The organism is Rhizobium sp. FKL33 (genome assembly GCF_005222915.1).
GTDB lineage: Bacteria > Pseudomonadota > Alphaproteobacteria > Rhizobiales > Rhizobiaceae > Rhizobium_E.
Window position 1 is genome coordinate 22,229 of record NZ_STFX01000028.1, and the last position, 14,852, is coordinate 37,080.

At 62.6% G+C, this 14,852-nt stretch carries 14 protein-coding genes; 9 read left to right on the forward strand and 5 right to left on the reverse strand.

All coding sequences use genetic code 11. The features are described 5' to 3' along the window. Nucleotides 1–25: 25 nt before the first annotated feature. From E8Q41_RS17175 to E8Q41_RS17210, 8 genes are all read left to right on the forward strand, one after another. The gene (locus tag E8Q41_RS17175) at nt 26–910 is read left to right on the forward strand and encodes a BadF/BadG/BcrA/BcrD ATPase family protein (RefSeq protein ID WP_137156781.1); all 885 of its coding nucleotides are present in this window, start codon (nt 26–28) and stop codon (nt 908–910) included. After that, nucleotides 903–1,667, forward strand: a complete 765-nt coding sequence (locus E8Q41_RS17180; RefSeq protein ID WP_137156782.1) for a GntR family transcriptional regulator — start codon at nt 903–905, stop codon at nt 1,665–1,667. The genes E8Q41_RS17175 and E8Q41_RS17180 overlap by 8 nt, the downstream gene beginning before the upstream one ends. A gap of 22 nt (nt 1,668–1,689) precedes the next feature. Beyond that, on the forward strand, nt 1,690–2,712 hold the full coding sequence (locus E8Q41_RS17185) for an SIS domain-containing protein (protein ID WP_137156783.1): 1,023 nt from the start codon (nt 1,690–1,692) through the stop codon (nt 2,710–2,712). Then, nucleotides 2,712–3,872: an N-acetylglucosamine-6-phosphate deacetylase gene (gene nagA, locus E8Q41_RS17190; protein ID WP_137156784.1), complete on the forward strand. Its 1,161-nt coding sequence runs from the start codon at nt 2,712–2,714 to the stop codon at nt 3,870–3,872. Before E8Q41_RS17185 ends, nagA begins: the two co-directional genes overlap by 1 nt. Nucleotides 3,873–3,963: 91 nt before the next feature. Further along, nucleotides 3,964–4,332 carry a hypothetical protein gene (locus tag E8Q41_RS17195; protein ID WP_137156785.1) on the forward strand — a complete coding sequence of 123 codons (369 nt, stop codon included), beginning with the start codon at nt 3,964–3,966 and terminating at the stop codon, nt 4,330–4,332. Nucleotides 4,333–4,421: 89 nt separating this feature from the next. Then, nucleotides 4,422–5,051 (forward strand): helix-turn-helix domain-containing protein, encoded by a 630-nt coding sequence (locus E8Q41_RS17200; protein WP_137156786.1) that lies wholly within the window; start codon nt 4,422–4,424, stop codon nt 5,049–5,051. A gap of 38 nt (nt 5,052–5,089) precedes the next feature. Then, nucleotides 5,090–6,508 (forward strand): PepSY domain-containing protein, encoded by a 1,419-nt coding sequence (locus E8Q41_RS17205; RefSeq protein WP_137156787.1) that lies wholly within the window; start codon nt 5,090–5,092, stop codon nt 6,506–6,508. 492 nt (nt 6,509–7,000) lie between these two features. After that, nucleotides 7,001–7,657, forward strand: coding sequence for a helix-turn-helix domain-containing protein (locus E8Q41_RS17210; protein WP_170976522.1), 657 nt, complete (start codon nt 7,001–7,003; stop codon nt 7,655–7,657). A 3-nt stretch (nt 7,658–7,660) separates the two neighbouring features. On the opposite strand, the gene E8Q41_RS17215 is transcribed toward E8Q41_RS17210, so the two are convergent. The 3 genes from E8Q41_RS17215 to E8Q41_RS17225 all read right to left on the reverse strand — a co-directional run bounded on the left by E8Q41_RS17215 (nt 7,661) and on the right by E8Q41_RS17225 (nt 11,198). Next, nucleotides 7,661–8,545, reverse strand: coding sequence for a DMT family transporter (locus tag E8Q41_RS17215; protein WP_137156789.1), 885 nt, complete (start codon nt 8,543–8,545; stop codon nt 7,661–7,663). A gap of 106 nt (nt 8,546–8,651) precedes the next feature. Next, the gene (locus E8Q41_RS17220; RefSeq protein WP_170976523.1) at nt 8,652–9,632 is read right to left on the reverse strand and encodes an SIS domain-containing protein; all 981 of its coding nucleotides are present in this window, start codon (nt 9,630–9,632) and stop codon (nt 8,652–8,654) included. A gap of 168 nt (nt 9,633–9,800) precedes the next feature. Further along, a complete protein-coding gene (locus E8Q41_RS17225) occupies nt 9,801–11,198 on the reverse strand; it encodes an amidase (RefSeq protein WP_246660228.1) in 1,398 nt (465 codons plus the stop codon). 71 nt (nt 11,199–11,269) lie between these two features. On the opposite strand from E8Q41_RS17225, the gene E8Q41_RS17230 reads away from it, so the two are divergent. Next, nucleotides 11,270–12,034, forward strand: a complete 765-nt coding sequence (locus E8Q41_RS17230; RefSeq protein ID WP_137156792.1) for a helix-turn-helix transcriptional regulator — start codon at nt 11,270–11,272, stop codon at nt 12,032–12,034. Nucleotides 12,035–12,052: 18 nt separating this feature from the next. Here the strand turns inward: E8Q41_RS17230 and E8Q41_RS17235 are convergent, their stop codons facing one another. Next, entirely contained in the window at nt 12,053–13,384 is a 1,332-nt protein-coding gene (locus E8Q41_RS17235) for an APC family permease (RefSeq protein WP_137156793.1), read from the reverse strand. 196 nt (nt 13,385–13,580) lie between these two features. After that, nucleotides 13,581–14,774 (reverse strand): CoA transferase, encoded by a 1,194-nt coding sequence (locus E8Q41_RS17240; RefSeq protein ID WP_137156794.1) that lies wholly within the window; start codon nt 14,772–14,774, stop codon nt 13,581–13,583. Between the last annotated feature and the right edge of the window lie 78 nt (nt 14,775–14,852).

A 14,852-nucleotide genomic window follows, 5' to 3' on the forward strand; every position in this document is an offset into this window, starting at 1 on the left:
GTATTGTCTGATCAGGAGGCGTTCAATGGCCAGATATTTCGTTGGAATTGACGGGGGCGGCACGAGTTGCCGCGCGGCGGTCGCCGATGCGACGGGCCGCATTCTCGGCATGGGCAAGAGCGGCTCCGCCAATATCATGACCTCCGCCGACATCGCGCTCGCCAGCATCTCCAACGCCAGCCGCGAAGCTTTCGCCAGCGCCGGACTGAGCGAAAGCGAACTGACGGAGGCCTCGGCCTTTCTCGGCCTCGCCGGCAACAATGTCGAAGACGCGGTGATCGCCGTCTCTTCGCGCCTTCCCTTCGCCCGCTCGGTGATCGATTCCGACGGACTGATCGCGCTCGAAGGCGCGCTCGGCGAAGGCGACGGCTCGGTGGCCATTCTCGGCACCGGCAGCATCTTCATCACGCGACTGGGAATGGACATTCGCTATCTCGGCGGCTGGGGCTTCGTGATTGGCGACTTCGGCTCCGGCGCCCGTCTCGGACACGCGGCCCTGCAAGAGGCGCTGCTCGCCTATGACGGCATTGCGCCCGCTTCGCCGCTGACGACCTCCATCCTCACGGAGTTCGACCATAATCCGCCGCGCATGGTGGCCTTCGCCAAGAAAGCCAGCCCGGGTGAGTTCGGCCGCTTTGCGCCGCGCATCTTCGAATTCGCCAAACTGGGGGACGAGACCGCATCCCGGCTCCTGACCGCGGCAGCCGCCCAGATCGACGCCGGCCTCGACCGGCAGGCGGAGATCAGCGGGGGCGGTCGACTGGCGCTGCTCGGCGGCCTCGCCGCTCTTTACGCCGATCATCTCGCGCCCCGCCATCGGTCCCGCCTCATCGAACCCCAGGCGGATGCGTTGACGGGGGCCGTGGCTCTGGCTGTCCGGCGGTTCCAGACGGAGGCGATGCATGGGTGAGCCACTCGCAGATCTCCTGCCGCTCGGGGCGCTGCAAAGCGAAGGCTCCGGCCCGCTCTATGTCAAGCTGCGGCAGTGGCTGGAAGAGGCCATCCATGAAGGCCGCCTCGCCCATGGCCAGGCTCTGCCGCCCGAACGCGATCTCGCCGAATATGCCCAGGTCAGCCGCGTCACTGTGCGCAAGGCGGTGGACGAATTGGTGCGCGACGGACTGCTCAGCCGCAAGCATGGCTCGGGCACTTTCGTGATGAAGCCGGTGGCCCGCATGCAGCAGCCGCTGTCGCGGCTCACATCCTTTTCCGAAGACATGGCGCGACGCGGCTATTCCACCCGGTCGGAATGGCTGGAGCGCGGTCTCTTCCATCCATCGCCCGACGAGATGATGAAGCTCGGGCTCAAGGTGGACATGATGGTGGCGCGGCTCGCCCGCCTGCGCATCGCCAACGAATTGCCGCTCGCCATCGAACGCGCCTGCCTGTCTTCAGACATTCTGCCCGATCCGATGATGGTCACCACGTCGCTCTATGCCGAACTCCAGCGGTTGAACGCCAGTCCGGCGCGGGCCGTGCAGCGCATCTGGGCGGTGAATGTCGGACGCGAAGAAGCCGGCCTTCTGGGCGTGCCGGAAGGCTCCGCCGGTTTGGCCATCGAACGCCTCTCCTATCTCGCTTCGGGGCGGGTGGTGGAATTCACCCGCTCCCTCTATCGCGGCGACGCCTATGACTTCGTCGCAGAAATGACGCTCACCGACGCGTGAGCCCCAGTACAGGATGACCCCAATGACGACCCATATGCGCCAGGAAATCAACGAGATCCCCACCGCGGTTTCCCGGCTTCTCGACCGGCAGGGTCCGAGCCTGCGCGCCGCCGGGCAGGCGCTGAAGGCAACAGATCCGGCCTTCCTGGTCACCATCGCCCGCGGTTCATCCGACCATGCCTGCCATTTTCTGAAATATGCGGTGGAGCAATATGCCGGCCGCGCCGTGGCCTCGATCGGCCCCTCGCTCGCCTCGATCTATGGCAAGTCGTTGCGCCTGAACGGCGCGGCGGCGATCGCGGTGTCGCAGTCCGGCAAGAGCCCCGACATCGTCGCCATGACCAAATCGGCGCGGGACGCCGGAGCGGTGACGATCGCGCTGACCAACACCCTGCCCTCGCCTTTGTCTGACGCCGCAGACCACGCCATCGACATTCAGGCCGGGCCCGAACTCGCGGTCGCCGCGACCAAATCCTATGTCAGCTCGATCGTGGCGGGTCTCGCCATTCTCGGCGAATGGACCGATGATGTCGACCTCGCCCGCGCCGTCAGCGACCTGCCGGACACGTTGAACCAAGCATTGTCCCTGGACTGGAGCCCGCTGCAGGCGGCGCTCGAAGGGGCTGATTCGCTCTATATGCTCGGCCGGGGACCGGCGCTCGCGATCGCCTCGGAAGCAGCGCTGAAATTCAAGGAAACGTCCGAGATTCACGCCGAAGCCTATTCCAGCGCGGAAGTGCTGCATGGACCGGTGGCGCTGGTCGGCAGGAAATTTCCGGTCGTCGGCTTCGCTTCCCGCGACGCCGCCACCGCCTCGACCATCGCGACCCTGGACGACCTGGCGCGCAAAGGAGCGGCGGCTTTCGTGACCGGCGACGGCGCGGACGCAGCCTCGCAACTGCCTGCGGTTCGCACCGGTCATCCGCTCACCGACGCGCTGGCGCTGATCATCCCCTTCTATGGTTTCGTCGAGGCGTTTTCCCGGTCGCGCGGTTTTAATCCGGATGCGCCGGCGGCGCTCAAGAAAGTGACGGAGACGCATTGATGGCCCTGATCGCGATCGACAACGGCCGGATCTTCGACGGCGAGCATTGGCGCGAGGACGAAACCCTTCTGATCCGTGACGGGCGTTTCGAAGGTTTCTGCCCTTCCGACAGGGGGCCAGCCCAAGCGGAACGCACCGACATTCAGGGCGGGGTGATCGTCCCCGGCTTCATCGATCTCCAGGTCAATGGCGGCGGCGGGGTGATGTTCAACGACGACCAGAGCGTCGAGGGAATCCGCCGGATCTGCGCGGCGCATGCGCGTTTCGGCACGACGGCGCTATTGCCGACCCTGATCACCGATACGCCCGCGATCACCGCCGCCGCCATTGAGGCCGGCTTGCAGGCCAAGGCGGAGCATGTTCCGGGCTTTCTCGGCCTGCACCTCGAGGGACCGCATCTGTCGACCGCACGCAAAGGCGCCCATGACCCGAACCTCATCCGCCCGATGACCGAGGAGGATCTGACACGGCTCGAAGCGGTCGGTCGCCGTTTCGACGCGATCATGATTACGGTGGCGCCCGAGAATGTCACGGAAGATCAGGTGAGGCGACTGAAGGCAGCGGGCTACACGGTCAGCCTTGGCCACACCAATGCCAGCTACGAGACGGCGGGGCAGTATGCGGCAGCGGGCGCGCGTTGCGCGACGCATCTCTTCAACGCCATGAGCCAGATGGAAAATCGCAGCCCCGGACTGGTCGGCGCGGCGCTCGATATCGGCGCGCTCAATGCCGGGATCATCGCCGATGGCTTTCACGTCCACAAGGGCTCGATGGCGGCGGCGCTGCGGGCCAAACGCGGCCCCGGGCATATCTTCGTCGTGACCGACGCGATGTCGACGATCGGCACCGATCTGACCGGCTTTACCCTGAACGGCCGACAGATCTATCGAACCGACGGCAAGCTGACGCTCGCCGACGGCACGCTGGCCGGCGCAGATATCGACATGTTCTCTTCCGTCCGCTTCCTGATCGAGGTGATCGGGCTGCCCTTGGAAGAGGCGGCTAAAATGGCGAGCGTCTATCCGGCCGAGGTCATGGGGGTTCAAGATCGCAAGGGGCGGATCGCCGAGGGATTTGATGCGGATTTTGTGATCTTGAGCGCTGACGCCACGCATCTGACCTCGACCTGGATTGGCGGGGCCTGCGTCCATCTGACCTGATCGGTACGGCCTGCACCGGTTGCAAATGTAAATTTTGTGCTATAGTCGGCATAAATTCGTTCCAGCACAGGTTGATTTCATGACGTCGGGTATGGGTAGAAAGCTTCTGCGCCTTTTTTGCGCGCTGCTGCTCGTCATGCTCGGCTTTGCGCACAAGCCTGCGCCGTCCTTTGCGGCAGACCCCGTTCCAGGCTTCGCTTATGCGCTGCCCGACGGCTCCATAGCCGATATCTGCTACGGCGATGACGAGGATGGAGCCAAGAAGCACGCATCCGACCGAGGATGCGATGCGTGTCGCCTGTCTGCGAGCATCCATCTTCCCAGCGTCGAAAAAGCCGTATACGTCCCGCGGCCGGATCTCGAACCGGTAATCTATGCTTGGGACGAGGCGCTTCAACGTCTGCTCCTGCCCCCCTCCGCCTCTCCGCGCGGACCGCCTGCACGATCCGATCTCGTTTGAGCCCGGCGCGCTTTCGCGCCGATTTCTGAGATCCGGATCCGGCGACGCGAGTTAATCTGACGTTCCGGCATCCCAGGCCGGATGAAGCCATGCATTTGCTCTCCATCGCCATCCCGGGCGCAAGCCCTGTTCCCCGGCGCCTTCGCGCGTCCACCAAACACAACCAGTTTCTGGAGCCGCGCCAGACGCTCTCGATCGAACCGTCTGCGGAATTGCTAACCGTCGAAAGCGGCTGTCTCGCCCTCTCGCATTATCTCCCGGACGGAAGGCGGCAGATCTCCGACATTGTCGGGCCCGGCCGCGTCTTCTCGATCGGCGCGGATTGCCGGGCCGAGTCGCTTACCTACAGCTCGGTCATGCCCGTCGACATGCCAAGCGACGCCTATGTCTCACAGGGCCGCCTGATGCTGGCGCGCATGCAGGCGCATGCGCTGTTGCTCGGGCGCAAGACGGCGGCGGAACGGGTGGCGACGGCAGTCCTCGATCTCGCGCGGCAGTTCGCGCCCCGCGACCGACCTTCCCGGCCGTCGCGGGCCACCTTCATTCTCTATCCGACGCGCGCCGACCTCGCCGACTGGCTGGGTCTGACGATCGAAACCATCAGCCGGACGCTCAACGCTTTCAAGCGCACGGGTCTGATCGCTTTCGACAGGCCCGAACGCATCACCATCCTCAATCAACCTGCTCTGGAACGCGCCGCCGGCGGCACCACGCCCTAAGCGCGCTCTTGTTCTTCGTCTAAACCAAAGGGGACATCATGACAGTTGGAACGCTCGACAGCGCGCCGCCCAAGGATCGGGCCATCGCGCAAAAATTCTATTTCGCCGCCTGGAGATGGCATTTCTATGCGGGTCTTTATGTGGTCCCATTCCTGATCATGCTCGCCGTCACCGGCCTGATCATCCTGTGGTTCACCACGGTCGCACCCGAATATGGCGACCGCATCGCCATTCCGGTCGGCGAAAAGGCGCTCAGCATCACCGATCAGGCCAAGGCGGCGCTGCAAACCTATCCGGAAGGCAGCATCGGCAAATATGTCGCGCCTTACGGCCCCGCCAATCCCGCGCTTTTCCAGGTCAATCTCGAAGGCGGCAACCGCATGATCGCGCTCGACCCGTATACGGGCAAGGTGGTGCAGGACCGCGCGCAGGACGGCACGTGGAACGAATTCGCAACATCAATCCATGGTGAGTTGATGATCGGCGGCAATGGCGGCTTCGGCGATTTGCTGATCGAGATTGCGGCCTCGCTCGGCATCATCCTTCTGGTAACCGGCCTTTATCTGTGGTGGCCGCGAAACCGGCAGAGCTGGCGCGATGTGCTGGTGATCAATCTTGCGGCTCGCGGACGGGCCTTCTGGAAGTCACTTCATGTGACGACCGGCTTCTGGATGTCGATCATCCTGCTGTTCTTTCTAATCTCAGGCCTTTCCTGGGCGGGCGTCTGGGGCGGTAAATTTGTACAGGCCTGGAGCACCTTTCCGGCTGCGAAATGGGACAATGTGCCTCTGTCCGACAAGACCCATGCCGAGATGAACCATGGCGCGGAAAAGGACGTCCCCTGGGCTCTCGAGCAGACTCCTATGCCAATGTCGGATGGAAGCTCCGGCGCCGCCGGCCTGCCGGAAGGCCTTCCGATCGTCTTGCAAAACATTGTTTCCTATGCCCGTACAATCGGCTTTGATGGACGTTTCCAGGTCAATGCGCCAGCTGACGCCACCGGCGTCTGGACGTTGAGCCGGGATTCGATGAGCTATGACAGCCTCGATCCGACGTCCGACAAGACCGTGCATATCGACCAATATACTGGCCGAGTCCTGGCGACGGTCGACTACGCGGATTATTCGGTTCCGGGCAAGGCGATGGCTGTTGGAATCGCGCTGCATGAGGGCCAGTTGGGATGGTGGAACATCGCGCTGAACGCGTTCTTCTGCTTCGCCATCATCGCAATCGCCGTGTCCGGCGTGGTTATGTGGTGGAAACGTCGTCCGGGCGGCAGCTTCCGGCTCGGCGCCCCGCCCCTGCCCGATGCAATGCCGATGTGGAAAGGCGCCGTGGTCATTATGCTGGCGCTGAGCTTCATCTTTCCTGTCGCCGGCATCACCCTGCTCGCGGTCTTGGCGCTCGACGTGATCCTGTTGAGCAATGTTCCGCGGCTCAAGGCCGCGCTGAACTGAATGGACTGCTCGCGGGCCGGCGCCGGCTCGTCCGCGAGCAGCGATTGGCGCAAGATTTCAGGCGACCCTGTGAACGGATGGAATCAACGGCGCCTTTCTGGCAAATTCTCAGAGTCGTCGGGGATCGCTACAAAAGTGATTTTACATGCGACAAAAGGACGCACATTGTCAAAAAACCATTCGATTTCGAATGTTTTCGCCGTGTACTCACGGAATGATTTTCCAATCAATCGTGGGAAACCATCCGCAACATCGATCTCGATCAAAGCACCAAGACGTTGTATCCCCCGAAAACGGGTTATAAATGTTGTATTTGAAACCCATATTCCATGCTCTTAAAGAGCATATTTTGCTCTTGGTTCGGGACTAGTCTGGCGACACCTCAAATTGTCGCAATGAATTTCACAGATTGAAATCATCGTCATCGTCATTTAACCACAAATGAATTTCCTTTTGGTAATTCCATATAAAGCTGGGTGTATGACGAAGTTAATGACAAAGAAGCCAAACCCATCCGGTCAGAGACGCAATCTTCCGGCTCATGAGCGCCGGCATGAGCTCCTGGAAGCCGCGATCGATATCTACTCGGTGAAGGGTATGGCAATCACCGTCCAAGAATTGGCGGACAGAGTTCAGGTGACCCAACCTCTTGTTCACCGCTACTTTCCCACCAAAGTCGATCTCCTGTCGGCAATTTCTGATGTGATCCAGAACGGACACTGGGAGACGCGATGGCGGGAAATTCTGGTGGACTCCGCGACACCGTTTCCGCAACGACTGGAAGCCTTTTACAGTTACTATCTCCCGACGATCTACAAGTCGCGATGGTTTCGCGCTTTTATGTTCCTTTCTCTGAACGACCCCACTTTCGCGCAGGCCTATCTCACAAAATTCAAAAATTTGCTGTTTCGCGAGATCGTCGAAGGCGCGCGGCAGCACTATGGATTTCCCTCGGTCCGAGACCGCTCCCCGACCGAACGGGAATATGAACTGATCTGGAGCATGCATTCCACGCTCGTCTTTGCCGGCATTCGGCTTTGCATTTATGAAATGCCTCCTGCCACCGATATGACAGTCGTGATGAAGGATCAGATCAAAGCCTATCTCTCCATCGCCAAGGACGTCATCGAGGAGGAGTTGGCCGACTGACAGTCAGGCCTGGCTCTCCGCCACGACCGTCTTGCCGCGCTCTGACAGCAGCGCCAGCACTCCCGCTATCATGATGAGGGCCGCCCCGCCGAAGACGTTCAAATTCGGCTGATCGCCCCAGATGACGTAACCCAGAATGAAAGCCCAGATGAGCGAGGTGTATTCGAACGGAGCCAAGAGCGAGACGGGCGCGCGGCGGATACTTTCGAAATAAGCGAATTGCGCCACGCCGGTAAAGACGCCGACCCCCGCCATAAGCGCTAGAAGACCGGGCTTCACCGGCATCCAGAGAAACAGGCAGGCGGTGCCGGTCATCAAGATGAAAAAGCCGCTGGAGATCGCCATCTGCACCAGCGTGCGTTCCGCCATCGCCGTCTTGCGCAGCAAAATCGCCGAAAGAGCCCAGAACACCGCAGCCGACAGCGCGAGCGCGATCGGGCGCGACAGCCCCAGGCCAGCGGCGAAGGGATCGCTTGCCAGCAAGACGCCCCCGAAGCCCACGGCGACCGCCAACCAGCGCAGGGGCGGCACGCGCTCCTTCAAGATCGGCGCGGCGAGCAGCGTGACGATGACGGGCGAGGCGTAATAGATCGTGGTCAGTTGCGCGAGCCCGAGATCGCGCGAGGCGGTGTAGAAGGTCAGCCAGGCGAGAAGCAGCAACACGTTGCGCGACAACATCGGCACGAGCACCGGCGACCGGACCATTGCCGTCGGCAGGCTTTTGCCGCCGACTGCGAGACACAGAGCCAGGATCACCACGCTGCGCACGAACAGGATCTGGGCGATCGGGAGGCCCGCAGCCAGAAGCTTGACCGACGCATCCTGCATGGAAAACAGGAAATAGGCGAAAACAGTCAGCGCCACGCCGGACAAAACGGTCTTGTTCACGACGGCCTCGCAGGATCCCGATTCACGTAGGAGAGCGTCATTAACGCCGGGCGCCGGAGGCGGCGCAAGTAAAAATTTCCGGGGCTCACACCCGGTCGATGACGCGTCAGCGGAAGCGCGTCTCGCCGAGGGGCGCGCCACGAGATCGGGCTGCGGCGACGGCTGCACGCTGTGCAGGCACGATTTCGACCAGCGGCGCAAGCAGCGAGGCAATCTCCGGATAGGACCAGTCCCTGTCGGGACCGATCAGCCGGACGGCTCCGCCGGCTCCGCGAATATCCGCGGCAAGGGCGAGATTGGAGGCAAGATCGATATCCTTGGGAGCAAATCCGATGACCTGAAAGCCGGCGCCCATCGCCTCAATCGGACCATGTCGGAAGATGCCGCCGGTCATGGGCGTCGCCGACATCCGCGCGAACTCATGGAACCAGAGCGCGGCGGCGCGGGCGGAGCCGACGGAAGGTCCGCGTCCGAGGATATAGAGCGGACCGCCGGCTGCGGGAAAGTCGTTTTCCATCGGAGCCGACACCAGCGCCTGCACCGCCTGCAGCGCCGGCTCGAAATCGCCACGCTCCAGCAAACCGGGGCGCCCTGACAGCGACAACAGCACCGCCATGGCGCCCATATAGGTCTGCACGGCGAAGACCGTGTCGCGCGGGCTGCCGACGATCAGCGGCAGATGGGCGCGTCGGGCCAGCGCGCCCGGTTCCTCATTGGTGACGCCGATGGTGATGGCGTTGAGCTCCGTCATCGCGTCCAGGAGTTCGACCGTTTCGTTGGTTTCGCCGGACTGAGAAATAACGACCACCACGGCATTGCGGCAGAGCAGCAAGCGATGTCGGACAAGTTCACCCGTCTCGATGAGATTGGCGTTCACGCCCATGGCGGAGAGGTGATAAACGAGTGGAACAGCGACATGGAAAGACGCGCCCATGCCGGTGACGATCACCGGACGGCCGCTCAACACTGTCGCGCGCGCACCTTCGAGCGCCATTCGTCCCTCGCTGAACATTCGGTCCAGAACAATCGACAGCGCCTGGGGTTGATCCTGGACATCGCGTTCGACGGTTCTGGGCGTTCTGGACATGAAGACGGGGCCTTTGCATATCGAGCAGTATCGGCGGCGAGACGGATTACGCCAGCCTCCGCGAGAAATAGCGGAAAGCCGAGACGAACACAAAGCGCGCCGGCGCATGTGACATATGCAGGAAATGCAGCCGTTCGGCTGAGGTTCCACGATCCTTGTGCAGCTCTCCTAAAGGGAGAGCGCTTCGATGGCGCCGCCGATCGCCAGCGCGCGCTCGTCCTGGAAGCGGTGGCCGACGATCTGGAGCCCCACGGGCATGCCATGTGGCGTGAGACCAACAGGGACCGACAGGGCGGGGCTTTGGGGCAGGAGATTGAAGGGGCAAGTCATATCGAGGCCGAGCAAACGCCCCTGTTCATCCTCGCCGATAAAGTCGTCATCTATACGATCGACGCCCGGCGCTGTGATGGCGCAAGTCGGACAGAGCAGCGCTTCCCTGCCCTGGAGAGCTGTCGCCAGGGAACGCCACATCTCGGTCCGCAGCAATTCGATCCGCTTGATCTCGGCTGCGTTAAGCGTCAGGCCGCGCTCGATGAGCTTGACGATTTCGGGATCCATCCGCTCGCGGAAACCCACCAGCCGGTCGCCGAAATAGGCGGCCATGAACACGCACCAGAGATCGAACCAGCGATCATTGACGGCGCGCGTCCAGCCGAGATCCACCTCCTCGATGACCGCGCCGGCATTGCGCATGCGCTCGACCGCCTCGTCAATCGACTGACGGACGTCGGGCTCGAGGCGGTAATAGCCGAGGTCGTAAGACAGGGCGAAGCGGCGGCCGCGGAGATCGAGGGGAGCGCAATTCCCGCCATCGAAGCCGATCGGGATGGAAGAAATGTCCTCGTCGCTCGGACCAGACGCCGCCGACATGAAGGCGATCGCGTCCTGTATCCTTCGAGCGAGAGGGCCGAAATGCGAGATATTGTCGAACTGGCTCGGCAGGATGGTCATGGGAATACGGCCGAGGCTCGGCTTCAGGCCGACGACGCCGCAGAAGGCGGCGGGGATGCGCACCGAGCCGCCCATATCGGTGCCTTCCGCAACGGGCACGACGCCGATCGCCACCGCCACAGCGGAGCCGCCGGATGAACCGCCCGAGGTTTTCGAGAGATCCCAGGGATTGCGGGTGACGCCGAAACGCGGGCTGACGGTGAAGCTCGAAAAGGCGAATTCCGGCGTCGTGGTCTTGCCCATCAGGATCGCGCCGGCCGCTTCGAGCCGCCGCACCACAAGCGCGCTTTCTTCGGGAACCCAGTCGCCAGAGGACCAGGAGCCAAGCGTCGTGAGATCGCCTTTGGTGGGGGTCAGATCCTTGGCGGCGAAGGGCACGCCGAAGAGCGCGCCCGTGGGCTCCCCGCGCGCTACGGCGGCATCCGCCGCTTCAGCCGCAGCCATGGCCTGCTCACCGCGGATCAAGGCGAAGCAATTTGCGGCGTCCTGGGCGATGCGCGCCCGACGCAGGCTCTCGGCCATGATGTCGACCGCCTTGAGCCGACCGGAGCGAACGCCCTCGGCGATCTCGAGAGCCGGCAGGTCCAGCTCATGGCGGTCGAATGTGATTTTCATTGCCTTTTGCATGAGAGAGTTCCAAAGCATCCTGAACGCGATGACGCGTGCTGAGGTCGGGGGTGAAGCGGATGGACCAATCCGCGACGGTGAATGAGGCGAAGCTCGGCGCTTTCGCGACGGCCTTCGCAGAGTCGGTGACGGCGATCGGGCAGACCGCGTTCCCGGATCTTCTGGCGAAGGCGCTGCAGGCGCTCGGGCCTTTCGGCATGATGAACGGCTTCTATTACACAGCGGATGGCGGGGCCGGCGATCTCTACAACATGCACGACCAGAAACGTCATGGCGTGATCGTCGATCATTATCTCGACGGCGCCTATGTGCTCGACCCTTTCTACGACGCCGTTAAAGGCGATCGCCGCGAGCGGTTTCTGGCCATGCGGGCGATCGCCCCGGATGATTTCTTCGACAGCGAATACTTCCGCCGCCATTACCGGACGACCGGCATCATCGACGAAGTGGGTTTCGTGCTCGATCTCGGTGCGAACTCGACCGGCGTGCTCTCGGCGTCGCGCATGGAGGGCGAACCGCTGTTCGGCGCGGAGGAGCTCGGGCTTTTCGGATTGTTTGGACCGATGGTCTGTGCTGCTGCGCGGAAACACTGGCAAGGTTTGGGAGACGGCGCTGCGCCGAGCGGCGGCGCCCGCATCGAACATCCGCTTCTGACCAAACGGGAGACCGAGATCGTCACCCTGATCCTCAAAGGCCATTCCAACCTCTCGATCGCTGCCGTTCTCGATCTGTCGCCGAACACGGTCAAGGTTCACCGGCGACAGATCTATGCGAAGCTGAAGATCTCCAGTCAGGCCGAGCTTTTCCATCTGTTTCTCGCCTGACCGGAGCTTTTTCCCGGCTTATTCAGCGAAATCCATTTCCGGCGGGGCCTTGCGCAGTCCACCGGTCAGATAGACGAGATAGACCGCGCCGATAACGAGCCAGGCGAGACCCAGGATCTTGGCGTTCCAGTCGAGATTGCCCAGCAAATAGAGATCGCAAACAGCTGCGACCGCCGGAATGATCAGCCCGACGAGAACGCCCGAAGCGCGGACCTGCGTCTCGCCGCGCAGATAAAGCGCGATCACCGAGAGATTGACGGCGGTGAAGGCGAGGAAAGCGCCGAAATTGATGAAAGAGGTCGAGGTGGTGATGTCCATGAACAGCGCCAGAAGACCGACGACGCCGACCATGACCAGATTGATTACCGGCGTGCGCCAGCGCGGATGAAGCCGCGCGAAGATTGCTTTCGGCAGGACATCATCGCGGCCCATGGCGAACAGCAGCCGTCCGACGCTCGCCTGTGCGGCGAGACCCGAGGTGAACTGGGCGACGATGAGGGTGGCGAGGAAAATCGCCACAAACGCGTCGCCGCCGATCTTGGCTGCGATTTCAGTGGCGGCGGAATCGACGGACTGGAACACCGCGCCGGGATGGGCGAGTTGGGTGACATAGGACGACAGCACGAAGATCGCACCGCCCGCCACGGCCGTGATCAGGATGGCCTTCGGCATGGTGCGCGCGGGATCGCGGGTCTCTTCGGTCAGCGTCGAGACGGCGTCGAAACCCAGGAACGAATAGGCCGCGATCGCAGCGCCCGCGATGGAGGCCGAGAAAGGCACGTCCGCCTTGAAGAAGGGCTCGACCGACAGCAGACCGCCGGGACCTTGCGCTGCGATGACATAACGCGCCGCCAGCGCCACGAAGGCGATGAGCACGAGAAGTTGAACGGCCATCAGGATGAGATTGACGCGGCTTGCGAAGACGACGCCGACGAGATTGACGGCAGTAGTCAGAAGGATAAACGCCAGGATCCAAACAAAGGCCGGCACATCCGGAAACGCGGACGATAGATAGGCGCCGCCGATCAGCCAGATGACCATGGGCAGGAAGAAATAGTCGAGCAACACAGCCCAGCCGACGAGGAAACCGACATGACCGTTCAGTGAGCGGCGAGCATAGGTGTAGGCCGAGCCCGCAACCGGATAGACGCGCGCCATCACGCCATAGCTGATGGCGGTCAGAAGAATCGCGCCGGCGGCGATCAGATAGGCCATCGGCGTGGTGCCGCCGCTGGTGGTCGCGAGCGCGCCGAATGTGCCGAACACGATCATCGGCGTCATGTAAGCAAGGCCGAACAGAACGACCGACCACAGGCCGAGCGCGCGTTGGAGTTTGATAGGCTGGTTCATCTTCGCCTCCGGAGTTTTTCTTGGCGCCGTTTGGCGCGGTCCTTCGAGGCCTCCCCTTTTTGGGCGAGGCAGGCGGCGATGATGTCGAAAATGCGGCGACGGCGACATAACACCAAGGGGTTATGTCGCCGTATCAGCCGTGGATCTCACGGAGGGGTTTGCCCGGTTAGCGCAGGCCCAAGGAGGAGCCTAGTGATCACACCACGCTGGCGGCAATCACGCCCTGGGCCAGCAACTGGTCGATCCGCGCCTCGTCATAGCCGGCTTCCCTGAGAATCTCGCGGCTGTGCTCGCCGGCGAGCGGGGCGCCGCGCTCGACTGTCGACGGAGTCTTGGAGAAACGGATCGGAAAGCCGGGCGTCTTCACCCGTCCCTCGGTCGGATGGTCGTATTCCACGAAGGAGCCGTTATGCTTGATCTGCGCATCGTCGACGAGATCGGCGTAACCATAGACGGGACCGCACCAGATGTCGGCGGCGCGCAGCAGGTCCAGCCATTCCGCAGAGGTCCTGGTCTTAAGCCTGTCGCGCGTCTTGGCAAAGATCTCGTCGCGACGGCTCCATGTATCGACCTCGTCGTTCATGGTCAGGAAACTGTCCTCGCCGATCACCTCGCCCAAGGTTTTGAGCTTGGGGAAGGCCACGATGATGAAGCCGTCCGACGTCGCGAAGGCGCCATAGGGCGCGCGGATATAGACATGCGCATGCGGCTCGGCGGAGCGCTTCTGCTCCTTCTTGCCGACGGTGAAGACCGAAAGCTCCTGCATCTGGATGGTGGTGATGGCGTCGAGCATGTTGACCTGCACCAGCTGCCCCTCGCCCGTGCGCTCGCGATGCAGGAGGGCGGCCAGCACGCCTTCGAAGGCGGTGTAGGCCGTGATGGCGTCGACCAGATACTGGCCGGCGGCGGTGGGCGGCTCGCCTTCCCGGCCCGCCGACAGCATGGCGCCCGACATGCCCTGCAGCACGAGATCCTGGCCGGGACGATCGACATAGGGTCCAGTCTCGCCATAACCCGACATCGAGACATAGACGATGGACGGATTGATCGCCGACAGGCTTTCGTAATCAACGCCGAGACGCTTGGCGACGCCGGGGCGATAGTTCTGGAGGAAGACGTCGCAATCGCGGACGAGGTCCATCAGGATGGCTTTGCCGTCGGGCGATTTGAGATCGACGGCGAGCGAGCGCTTGTTGCGGTTGAGCGACAGGAATGAAACGTTGACGCGGTTGCCGCCTGCGCCGCCTGCCGAGACATGCCGCTGCCATTCGCCCGTCACGGGCTCAACCTTGACAACATCCGCGCCGAGATCGCCCAGACGTTGCGCCGCGAACGGCCCCGCCATGGCGATCGAACAATCGAGGACGCGGTACCCGCTGAGAACGCCCATGTCTTCCTCCCAAAGATGATTTTCATTGTCTTCAGGGTACCGGCATTCAGCACAACGTCAAGAGTGAGCGCTAACATT

Coding starts and splice junctions, on each gene's coding strand:
- E8Q41_RS17175 (WP_137156781.1), top strand. CDS start 26: ATGGCCAGATATTTCGTTGGAATTGACGGGGGCGGCACGAGTTGCCGC.
- E8Q41_RS17180 (WP_137156782.1), top strand. CDS start 903: ATGGGTGAGCCACTCGCAGATCTCCTGCCGCTCGGGGCGCTGCAAAGC.
- E8Q41_RS17185 (WP_137156783.1), top strand. CDS start 1,690: ATGACGACCCATATGCGCCAGGAAATCAACGAGATCCCCACCGCGGTT.
- nagA (WP_137156784.1), top strand. CDS start 2,712: ATGGCCCTGATCGCGATCGACAACGGCCGGATCTTCGACGGCGAGCAT.
- E8Q41_RS17195 (WP_137156785.1), top strand. CDS start 3,964: ATGGGTAGAAAGCTTCTGCGCCTTTTTTGCGCGCTGCTGCTCGTCATG.
- E8Q41_RS17200 (WP_137156786.1), top strand. CDS start 4,422: ATGCATTTGCTCTCCATCGCCATCCCGGGCGCAAGCCCTGTTCCCCGG.
- E8Q41_RS17205 (WP_137156787.1), top strand. CDS start 5,090: ATGACAGTTGGAACGCTCGACAGCGCGCCGCCCAAGGATCGGGCCATC.
- E8Q41_RS17210 (WP_170976522.1), top strand. CDS start 7,001: ATGACAAAGAAGCCAAACCCATCCGGTCAGAGACGCAATCTTCCGGCT.
- E8Q41_RS17220 (WP_170976523.1), bottom strand. CDS start 9,632: ATGTCCAGAACGCCCAGAACCGTCGAACGCGATGTCCAGGATCAACCC.
- E8Q41_RS17225 (WP_246660228.1), bottom strand. CDS start 11,198: ATGAAAATCACATTCGACCGCCATGAGCTGGACCTGCCGGCTCTCGAG.
- E8Q41_RS17230 (WP_137156792.1), top strand. CDS start 11,270: ATGGACCAATCCGCGACGGTGAATGAGGCGAAGCTCGGCGCTTTCGCG.
- E8Q41_RS17235 (WP_137156793.1), bottom strand. CDS start 13,384: ATGAACCAGCCTATCAAACTCCAACGCGCGCTCGGCCTGTGGTCGGTC.
- E8Q41_RS17240 (WP_137156794.1), bottom strand. CDS start 14,774: ATGGGCGTTCTCAGCGGGTACCGCGTCCTCGATTGTTCGATCGCCATG.